This window comes from Rhodococcus sp. T2V (assembly GCF_029269925.1).
In the GTDB taxonomy this organism is placed as follows: Bacteria; Actinomycetota; Actinomycetes; order Mycobacteriales; family Mycobacteriaceae; genus Rhodococcus_F; species Rhodococcus_F koreensis.
Map to the genome: position 1 here is coordinate 1 of NZ_JARJBD010000173.1, position 9,367 is coordinate 9,367.

Sequence of the window (9,367 nt, forward strand, 5' to 3'; positions counted from 1 at the left end):
CGGGTGTCACCTAACCGGCCACCTGATCACTCGGCGCGGCGTCGGCGCGGTTTGGGGATGTCAGTGCGCGCCCCCTGCCCGGGCCTGTTATTCGCCCACTCGACGATCTCCGAGCGCTTCCACAGCGGCGTGCGGCCGATCTTCTCCACCGGCGCCGGCGCTTGCCCACGGGAGACGTACCCGCGAAACGTCGAGATGGAAAGCTCGGTACCGGTTTCCTCCTTGATCAGATCGATGACCTGATCGGTGGTCAGTCGATGTGGATTAGCCATGGACAGAGCCCCTTCTGTTGACCGCCCGTCGGCGCTGCGGGTGCGAGTTCGGTTGCGCTCCTGCGGGCACTGCTACCCCACCGCACCACACGGTGGGGCTTTCAGGGAAAGACCCTACAACGGCGTGCTGCAATGACCATGAGCGTGTCCGCGGCGTGCGATAGGGCGCCATGTACGAAAACATTACAGCGATACATTGCAATGTTAGAAACACTTGGAGGGGACCGTGCCGGGACTCACGGCGGCCGGCCACCGCGATCGGGAGCATCCAAAGGCAATGCCGACCCGGAACGAAGAGTCATCTATCTGGGAGGACGACACGTCCCACACACACATCGGGCGCGCGGCGCCCGAACTGAAATGCACCCCTCCCCTGCGACAGCACTCGACCTACCACTCGACCTTTCGGATCGGCCGGGTGCAATTCCCGCCCATAGCGGTTTACGCCGCCGCCCGGGCCGCGGCGCCGGCCGCGAGCGCGTCTTCCCACCACTGATCGAAGTTGCCGTGCTCTTTCGCTATCGCGAGGGCCGGTGCAACGACGAAGTGTCGCTCGATCGTCGGGAATGTTGAGCCGCGCCGATGCCTATACAGGCGCATGATGCCGTCCTCGCCGACCTCGCGCTCGAGCACGCCCTGCGCCCGCTCCTCCGCGGCCAATCGGGCAGGGATTGCGTCCATATCCTCGCGGGCGCCGCGCATGCGTGCCCGCACCGAGCGAGCGGCGTTGCCGAGCTTGGCCGGATCACTCTTGCGCGGATGCAGGATGCGTCGGACGTCCTAGACGGCGTGTATCTGCTCCGAGAGAAGCTGGTCGAATGAGTCGAGCACTCCGGCCAGCTTCTGGTCGCGGATCATGTCGACCAGTCGGCGTCCGCCCACCAGACCTTGCGCCGGATTGAGAGCCAGGGCCCGGTGTTCCATCAGCAGCGTTTGTGCTCCAACGCCTGGGTCGTCGGTGTACCGGGCGAACGCCTCACGTCGAGATGTCATGTTGGCAAAGGCGAACGGGCAGAACGTGCAGGCCAATTTTCCGACCTCGGCCTGTATCACCGAATCGATGTAGGCAACCGCGTCGTCACGGAACCATCCCCACTCGATCAGCGGATACACCACCTCGCGCAGGTCAGTGTTGTAGCCGGCGTCTTTCTCCGCTCGTCGACGCTCTCCCGCCGCAGGAGACGCACCTTTCAGTTTTTGCGTATTTTCATTTAGACTGAAAATATGAGAATACTGAAAATGCACGGAGAGGAGCGAGGTGAACTCACGAGAACGCGATAGCCTCGAGGCTGTCTCGGAGCGTCTACATGACGTCGGTGTCTCCATCCGCAGTCTTCGCTGGATGGAGACTGCGGATGGAGACCGCGGATTCGACGCAACAGCGATCCTCTCCCGCCACGGCAACACCCAGGAGTATCTCCTGGTCTTCACCGCATCGATGACGTTCATGCAGATCGCACACCGGCGACTAGACGACGCGCACTACCCGGTCCTGGTGGTCGGTGAGCGAATTACCGAACGCAGCGCAATGTCACTACGCGACCTCCGGATCCAGTACATCGACAGCCTGGGAAACGCCTACATCGAGTTCGGAGACGTCTACATCGACGTCCGCGGCAGACGGCCGAAACCGCGCGATCCGGGGTCGAGGTCCGACTCCGACGGCAACGTGCGGCACGAGCGGTCGCCACGGTCGGCGCACAACCTCTTCAGCCCACGCCGGTCACAGGTTGTGTTCGCTCTTCTCTCCTGGCCGCATCTGGCGGCGGCGCGAGTTCAGGACATCGCTGCAGCCGCCGGGGTCTCGATGGGACAAGCACACGACACCCTCTCCATGCTCAACGACGCGGGATTCCTTCATCGCGGAACCCCGCTGCGTTCCGACCAGATCCACGACCTGCTCAGGCCCTGGGCCGCTGAGTACCCGCGTGGGCTTCGCAAGAAGCTCGTGATTTCCACATTCCAGACCGATGACCCGACCGACTTCCAGCTGTCCCCGGACCAGGACGCCTACCTCAGCGGTGAATCCGCAACTGGAGTCGCCATCCACCGCCCCGCCACCCTGACCGTCTACCTCGACCACTTCAACCGGAAGCTGGCGTTCGTCAACCGGTGGCGAAACGAGCCCCATCAACCCCCGAACGTCACGGTGATGCAGAAGTTCTGGACCAAACCCGACGACGCCCCGATCGACGACGACACCGGGGGGCTGGTCGGGCCAACCAACGCGCCCTGGCCGCTCGTATACGCCGACCTGCTCGCCGCGAACGACCCCCGACTGAACGAAGTCGCCGACACGTGGAGAGACCACCATGCTTGACCTGACCACGTGCGACCAACAACTGCTCCAGATCGTCGACCTCGTCTGCTCCCGACTGCTAGAACGCTCCGACCACCTGCAACCCGCCGATCTGATGATCCTCGGCGCGCACTGCCGGAACCTGCTCCACGACGCCTTAGGGCACAAATTCACCCTGCGTGCGACCGAGGATGTGGACCTCGCCTTCGCGATCGCGGACTGGGACGCGTACGCGCAGGTCGTCGACGGGCTACCAGAGATCGGCGACACCGGAATCCGGTACACCGTGGCAGACATCCCCACCGACCTCGTTCCATTCGGCCCCATCGAGAACCCCACCGGCGTGGTCCCCGACCCCCCGCACCGAGACCTGAGTGTCTGGGCGTTCCAAGAAGTGTTCACCAGCGCGCACGAACTGCCCCTGCCCACCGTGGGATCGATCAAGATCCCCACAGTGCCCGGATACACCGCACTCAAACTCGCCGCCTGGCTCGACAGAAGCGAGAACAACAATTACAAGGACGCCACCGACATCGCCACAGCCTTGTTCTGGTACACCAACTCCGGCCACGTCAGCGACCGCCTGTACACGGATGTAGTCCACGGGTTCGACACCCTCGACAAGTTCGACATGGACGAGGCCCACGCCGCCGCCTATCTACTCGGACAAGACCTCGCCACAGCGGTCGGCAAGGAACGCGTCGCCGAGCTCGACCGCCGATGGCCCGGATCCCGCAGCGCCGAACTCCCACGTCTCATGAACATCGCGACCGACCCCCGGGAATGGAGCCCAAACCTCGATCGCCGCACCGCACTCCTCAACGCCATGCAACTCGGATGGTCCACCGCCCTCTGACACACATCGCCACACCTTCGACGAACGCACCGTATTCGCGCACGACAACGCCTACGGCATCCCGCGTGGAAGGGCCCGGAGAGGCGACCGTTTCGCGAAATCCGTCGCCTCGCCTGCCGAGAAGGCGGGAACCCCTCCTCAGGTGGACCGGTCGCAGATACACAGAGAACCGTCAGGTGAATGCCTTTGGGGCACTGGTTAATCCGTGCCCACACCTCCCGAGCGGCCGACGCCGGAGCCGGACACTTCGAGCCACGGCCGAACACCCCTCATCCAACCCCTCTCGATCACCACTCACCCGGTGCAGACCCGTGAATACCTCCGCTTCGCCCTGGTCGGTACCCGCAGCCCGCGGCAACAGCCCGGCGTCCCGTTTCGCTTGCGCCCGACAGGCATCGGACTACCCTCCGTCGAACACGCCGCAATCCCCGGCGCACACGCCCAGAAGGAGGCCACCGAGCCCCGACGGATGTACAACGCCACCATCGAACTCGCCGAACGGTTCGACACCCTCACCGGCGGCGACCTCGACCACCCTCTCGATCAGCTCTACGGGTTTGATCCCGCGATCGGGCGGGGTGAGCGGGGGGACCGCGATCACCATCAGCCTCATCACGGACGGTCCCGACGAGGCCGGTGAGGTCGTGCGCACGCTGATCGCGCAACGGGCGAACCCGAACCAGGTCGACATCGCGAACTCCACGGTGACGACCGCCGAGGAGTTCGACCGGACGAACGGCATCGAGCCGGTGTTGAGGCCGCCCGTCGACTGCCCTGACCCCCGGCTTCGACGAAATCCCCGTCCGTGGGTGGGCGGGGTTTCGGGCAGTGGCCAGATTTCGCGCATCGCCTCGAACACGCCCGTCCGAGCGAACTTTTCGATCGCCTGGGCGGTGATCGTCTGCGCGAGGTCGTCCTGAAGCGACGGACGGTCGGTGTGCGACTCCTGATCGTCCGCGAGCACCACCGCATCCAGCACCTGGGCACGCCATCGTCCTTCGACGAGCAGCTCGAACGATTTCCCGTCGTCGACGGCATCACGGCCACAATTCGATGTGACCTGAGACACAGCAACGCCTCCCGCCCTGCGTGACCCCCTAGCGTGTGAGCCGGGTCAGCGCGAGTTCGAGGGCGCCGGACCGCCCGGTGAGGTGCTGGGTCGTCGCACAGAATTGGGTATTCCGGCGGCGCTGGCCCACCCCACCGTCGACCACAAGCCCGACCCCGGCGCTGATGATCGGAGGCAGAGGCAAATCGGAACCAGGACGGGGCATATCGAGACCAACACCAAATGTGAGGTGGGCGCAGCCACCAGGGGCGCATTTACCGTTGAGCACGCTAGTGGTTCCGCCGTGCCCACCCTTGAACCCATCGCCCTCCTGGCGCTGACCGACGTCCCGCTGCTGGCACACTCTCAGGGCACCCGACGGTTGATGCGTTCGCGCCCTTATGCGCGAACGCATCCCGTAAGGACCTGCATTGTCGCCGAGGCGTGCCCATCACCTGGGCGCTGTGGCGCCGGGAGCCCCGCCGCCAGCGCCAAGCGGCGAGGGGGTCGGGTACAGGTGCCGCCCCGCCCGAACGCTGAGCGGCACCTCTCCACCCCTCGTGCGAATCGCCTCCCAGCGATGCGCCTCGTCATGTGACCAACCATGACAAATCGGACCCTATCAATAAAGCGGGGTTACTGGTCCGTTCTGTGTGAGCGATCGGTGTGATGTGCATGTTCCTGCGGGAGAAGGGTATTCGCGGGACGCTGCATTCCCCGTATCGCTGGTAGCGTCGCGCAGGCTGTAGGGGTTGCGACCCGAGTCGCCGGGCCTCACCCACGAAAGGCACGGAAGGTGCGGTAGATGGTTCAACAGCAACGAGCGGCGGTGACCAGGGCACAGATCGTCCACGGAGCGGCCGAGATGTTCGACAAGTCCGGGTTCGACGGCGCCAGCCTCAGTGAGATCCTCGAGGCGTCCGGAATGACGAAGGGCGCCCTGTACTTCCATTTCCGGTCCAAGCAAGAGTTGGCCCGGCACATCATCGCCGAACAACACCGAATCTCCATCGCCGCGGTCGAGGCCATCGCCGCGCAGGACGCGTCGGCGATCGAGCAGATCGTGATGCTCTGTCACGAAATGGCCCGGCAGATCGTGCACGACCCGATCGTGCGGGCCGGCATCCGCATCACCCTCGAGCTCAGCGCCGACGACCGCGGCCCCGCCGGCCCCTACCTGGACTGGATCACCGCTGCCCAGGCCCTGACCACCCACGCTATCGCCGAGGGCGACCTCCTCGACACCATCGACCCGTCCACATTCGCACGGTTCGTCATCGGCGCATTCACCGGAATCCAGACCGTGTCCCAGGTCCTCACCCACCGCACCGACCTCGAGCAGCGGGTCGACGAGATGTGGATGTTCCTGCTGCCCGGGATCATGCCCACCACCCGACACCACGGCATGGAACGAATCCGGGCTGCCCGCACCGACGTCCCGGTCACCGGATCATCCGACGCGCAGGACCAGGCAGCGCTGACGAACTGAGGTCCAGGTCGGCGGGGTGGGGCAGCGACCGTCGAATACGCGCATGTCCACTGTTTACGGCGTTAGGCTCGAAGGGCGTTGGAGGTGCGCGGTGGACAACGGTTCCGTCCTGCACGCTCATGACCTGCGGCCGTGGTGGGGGCTCGCGGCCGCCGCCGCCGGCTGTGTGGCTGTGGCGCTGACCTCGCCGCTGCCGGTGCTGGTCGTCGCCTCGGTGCTCGCCGGTTTCGCGATACCGGCGTTCCATCTCAAAGATTGCCGCCTGCTGGCCGCCTGCTGGCCGCCCGGTGCGCCTCGATCAGCGCCGGGTTGTGTGTGCCCGCGATCCCGTTGTCGGTGCTCGTGCTCGTCGATTCGCTCTGACCGTCGCCGAAACCGCACATTCCTCCCATATAGCAACTCCTCGCGGACCACGAACTCGTCGTCACCGTCGTGATGGGCGTGGTCGTGGTGGCGCTCGCCGCCGCCGCGGTGTGGACGATCTTCCGCTGACTCGATCACCACCCCTGGGATCTTCCGGTCCTGAGGGTCACCCGGTGGACACCGATCTGCAACCGTGGTTACATCAAAGGTGTGGAACCGACACCGACACCCGAGGAACGTCCCGACGAGTGGGTGATGCTGGTGTATCGCATCCCCCGCGAGCCGTCCACCCCGCGGATCGCGGTGTGGCGCAAGCTCCGCAAATACGGGGTGTTCCAGCTCGCCGACGGCGTGGTGGTGCTGCCGGCGTCACCACGAACCCGGGAACAGCTCGAGTGGGTCGCCGAGGAAGTCGTCGAGGCGGGCGGGCAGGCGGAGGTCTGGACCGCCGCCCCCACCACCCGAGACCAGCGGGACCGGATGCGGGCGAAGTTGTCGGCGGACCGGGGCGCCGAGTACGACGAGATCACCGACGCCGCCGAGGCCGCACGAGCGTTGCCCGATCCCGCTGGGCGGGCCAAGAAGCTCACCCAGCTGCGTCGCCGGATTCGGGAGATCGACAAGCGCACCTTCTTCCCGACCGCGCCGCGCGACGGGGCGGAGGCTGCGCTCACGGAGTTAGCGACCGGCCACACCGCGGAAGCGCAGGTGCCGCGATGAAGTGGGCGACCCGCGCCGGGATCCACATCGACCGCGCCGCCTGCGCCTGGCTGATCCGCCGCAACATCGACCCGGACGCACAGTTCCTGTGGGTCACCGACCCGGCCGACGTCCCGGCCGATGCGACCGCCTTCGACATGCGCGGCGTCGAACTCTCGCACCATCACGGTGATTGCAGCTTCGAGACGATCCTGCGCCGCTACGAAATCACCGACCCGGTGCTCTGGGTGATCGCCGAGATCGTGCACGAGGCCGACATCGACGACGGAAAATTCGACGCCCCCGACGCCCCCGGCCTGGACTCGGTACTGCGCGGACTGTCCCTGACCGGTACCGACGACCAGACCCTGGCGGTGGCGACCCGGATCTTCGACGGACTGTACGAGTTCCATCGCCAACGTGTCCTGTCCGGCCGCGAACCGTCCTGACCATCGAGCGGGGCCCGCTCTTCCTGCCGCACTTCAACTTTTCATGTTTCGGAGACCGACGTGAGCAGTAACGAACCCTCCACCCGCGCCACGCCGACCAGCTCTAGCCGCCGCGACCTGATCCCGCTGCGGCAGGCGAGCTGGGCGTGGTTCCTGATCTCGCTGCAGACCTTCGGCGGCCCGGCCGGGCAGATCGCCGTCATGCAACGCACCCTGGTCGACGAAAAACGGTGGATCGGGCAGAAACGGTTCCTGCACGCCCTGAACTACTGCATGCTGCTGCCCGGCCCCGAGGCCCAGCAACTCGCCATCTACACCGGCTGGCTGCTGGGCGGCACCCTCGGCGGACTGATCGCCGGCGTGCTGTTCGTCCTGCCGGGGATGATCGCGATGCTCGGACTCGCGGCGATCTACGTCGCCTTCGGCGCCACCACCATCGTGCTCGCCATCTTCGCCGGCATCGCCCCCGCCGTGCTCGCGGTGGTCGTCCAGGCCGTCACCCGGGTCTCCCAGCGGGCGCTGACCCGGCCCGCCCACTGGGTGATCGCGGTCTGCGCCTTCGGTGCGCTGGCCCTGTTCGCGGTCCCGTTCCCGATCGTCATCGCCGTCGCCGGGTTCGCCGGCTGGCTCATCGGCCGCACCCATGGCGCCGACCGCAGCAGTAAACCCGCGGACGACAGCGACGAGGCGCCGCCGCTGATCGCCGACGACGCCCTGCACGCCGACGCCCCCAGCCTGCGACGCACGATCCTCGTCCTCGGTGTCGGCGTGATCGCCTGGGCCATCCCGATAATCGCGGTGGTCGTGTTCACCGGCAGGCACAGTGTGTTCACCGAGCAGGGGCTGTTCTTCTCCGGCACCGCGCTGGTCACCTTCGGCGGCGCCTACGCCGTCCTCGCCTACGTGGCGCAGAAGGCGGTGGAAACCTACGGCTGGCTCACCCCCGGTGAAATGGTCCGCGGCCTGGGTCTGGCCGAGACCACCCCAGGCCCGCTGATCATGGTGGTGCAGTTCGTCGCGTTCCTCGGCGCCTACCGCAACCCCGGTGAGCTGGATCCGTGGGTGGCGGCCACCATCGGCGCGCTGCTCACCACGTGGGTGACGTTCGTGCCGTGCTTCGTGTTCATCTTCCTCGGCGCCCCCTACGTCGAACGGCTCCGCAACAACACACAGCTGACCTCGGCGCTGAACGGGATCACCGCCTCGGTCGTCGGGGTGATCGCGAACCTGGCCCTGTACTTCGCCGTCCATACCCTGTTCGCGGACGCCACGATGCTGCACTGGGGACCGATCCACCTGCTCGTTCCCGACCTGAGCACCATCCGTCCGGTCGTCGCGATCATCGCGGTCCTCGCCGGGGTGATGATCTACCGGCTGCACTGGTCCGTCCTGCGCACCCTCGGGGTCTGCGCCCTCCTCGGCCTCACGGCCGGACTGACCGGACTCCCCGTCACCTGACCCTCCCGCCCGAAAGGAATTGCATTGATTGCTTTCTCGTCGACCACCGTCCTGCTCGCCGACGGCCACCTCCCTACCGGGGCACCGGATGAGGGCGGGTTCCCCCTGTTCGTGGTGCTCGCGATTCTTGCCGTCCTCGCCGTCATGGCCGCCGTCGCCGCCCACCACCGCGCGGACGACCCCGACGAGTTCTCCGACATCACCGGACGCTACGAGAGCGCGGCACGGCCGCGCCCGGAACCGCTCGGTCACCCGCTCGATCGCATCGACCCACGCTGACGAGTGCGACGGGCCGGCGGAATCGATAGCGAGTCTCGGCGGACCAGGCAATATTCTGCGAAGTCGGGTGCTCGGGCAAAGGGGTTCGCTCGCCCGGCAGTGCGGGGTGCACGATGATGATGCGCATGCGGATGAAGTTTCACGAGCAGCTCGAC

12 protein-coding genes are annotated in these 9,367 nt (G+C 66.3%); 7 read left to right on the forward strand and 5 right to left on the reverse strand.

What is annotated here, in order from left to right; genetic code table 11:
- Positions 1-26: 26 nt before the first annotated feature.
- From P3H15_RS51740 to P3H15_RS51750, 3 genes are all read right to left on the reverse strand, one after another.
- Entirely contained in the window at positions 27-272 is a 246-nt protein-coding gene (locus P3H15_RS51740; protein ID WP_276144448.1) for an AlpA family transcriptional regulator, read from the reverse strand.
- A gap of 441 nt (positions 273-713) precedes the next feature.
- On the reverse strand, positions 714-953 hold the full coding sequence (locus P3H15_RS51745; protein ID WP_276144449.1) for a hypothetical protein: 240 nt from the start codon (positions 951-953) through the stop codon (positions 714-716).
- 99 nt (positions 954-1,052) lie between these two features.
- The gene (locus P3H15_RS51750) at positions 1,053-1,517 is read right to left on the reverse strand and encodes a hypothetical protein (protein WP_276144450.1); all 465 of its coding nucleotides are present in this window, start codon (positions 1,515-1,517) and stop codon (positions 1,053-1,055) included.
- A 97-nt stretch (positions 1,518-1,614) separates the two neighbouring features.
- Here P3H15_RS51750 and P3H15_RS51755 point away from each other — a divergent pair, with 97 nt between their 5' ends.
- Together P3H15_RS51755 and P3H15_RS51760 are read left to right on the forward strand one after the other, a co-directional pair.
- Complete coding sequence (locus P3H15_RS51755; RefSeq protein ID WP_276144451.1) at positions 1,615-2,592, forward strand: type IV toxin-antitoxin system AbiEi family antitoxin; 978 nt, start codon at positions 1,615-1,617, stop codon at positions 2,590-2,592.
- The gene (locus P3H15_RS51760; protein WP_276144452.1) at positions 2,585-3,427 is read left to right on the forward strand and encodes a hypothetical protein; all 843 of its coding nucleotides are present in this window, start codon (positions 2,585-2,587) and stop codon (positions 3,425-3,427) included. Before P3H15_RS51755 ends, P3H15_RS51760 begins: the two co-directional genes overlap by 8 nt.
- Before the next feature lie 400 nt (positions 3,428-3,827).
- On the opposite strand, the gene P3H15_RS51765 is transcribed toward P3H15_RS51760, so the two are convergent.
- Entirely contained in the window at positions 3,828-4,496 is a 669-nt protein-coding gene (locus tag P3H15_RS51765) for a hypothetical protein (protein ID WP_276144453.1), read from the reverse strand.
- Between the two features lie 784 nt (positions 4,497-5,280).
- Between P3H15_RS51765 and P3H15_RS51770 the strand changes: the two genes are divergently transcribed.
- The gene (locus P3H15_RS51770) at positions 5,281-5,964 is read left to right on the forward strand and encodes a ScbR family autoregulator-binding transcription factor (RefSeq protein ID WP_276144454.1); all 684 of its coding nucleotides are present in this window, start codon (positions 5,281-5,283) and stop codon (positions 5,962-5,964) included.
- A gap of 248 nt (positions 5,965-6,212) precedes the next feature.
- Here the strand turns inward: P3H15_RS51770 and P3H15_RS51775 are convergent, their stop codons facing one another.
- On the reverse strand, positions 6,213-6,356 hold the full coding sequence (locus P3H15_RS51775; RefSeq protein WP_276144455.1) for a hypothetical protein: 144 nt from the start codon (positions 6,354-6,356) through the stop codon (positions 6,213-6,215).
- 181 nt (positions 6,357-6,537) lie between these two features.
- Here P3H15_RS51775 and P3H15_RS51780 point away from each other — a divergent pair, with 181 nt between their 5' ends.
- From P3H15_RS51780 to P3H15_RS51795, 4 genes are read left to right on the forward strand one after another with little or no spacing between them, the layout of a single operon-like run.
- The gene (locus tag P3H15_RS51780) at positions 6,538-7,047 is read left to right on the forward strand and encodes a Chromate resistance protein ChrB (RefSeq protein WP_276144456.1); all 510 of its coding nucleotides are present in this window, start codon (positions 6,538-6,540) and stop codon (positions 7,045-7,047) included.
- Positions 7,044-7,475: a chromate resistance protein ChrB domain-containing protein gene (locus P3H15_RS51785; protein WP_276144457.1), complete on the forward strand. Its 432-nt coding sequence runs from the start codon at positions 7,044-7,046 to the stop codon at positions 7,473-7,475. The genes P3H15_RS51780 and P3H15_RS51785 overlap by 4 nt, the downstream gene beginning before the upstream one ends.
- A 60-nt stretch (positions 7,476-7,535) precedes the next feature.
- Entirely contained in the window at positions 7,536-8,933 is a 1,398-nt protein-coding gene (chrA, locus tag P3H15_RS51790) for a chromate efflux transporter (protein ID WP_276144458.1), read from the forward strand.
- 24 nt (positions 8,934-8,957) lie between these two features.
- Complete coding sequence (locus P3H15_RS51795; protein ID WP_276144459.1) at positions 8,958-9,212, forward strand: hypothetical protein; 255 nt, start codon at positions 8,958-8,960, stop codon at positions 9,210-9,212.
- Positions 9,213-9,367: the final 155 nt, after the last annotated feature.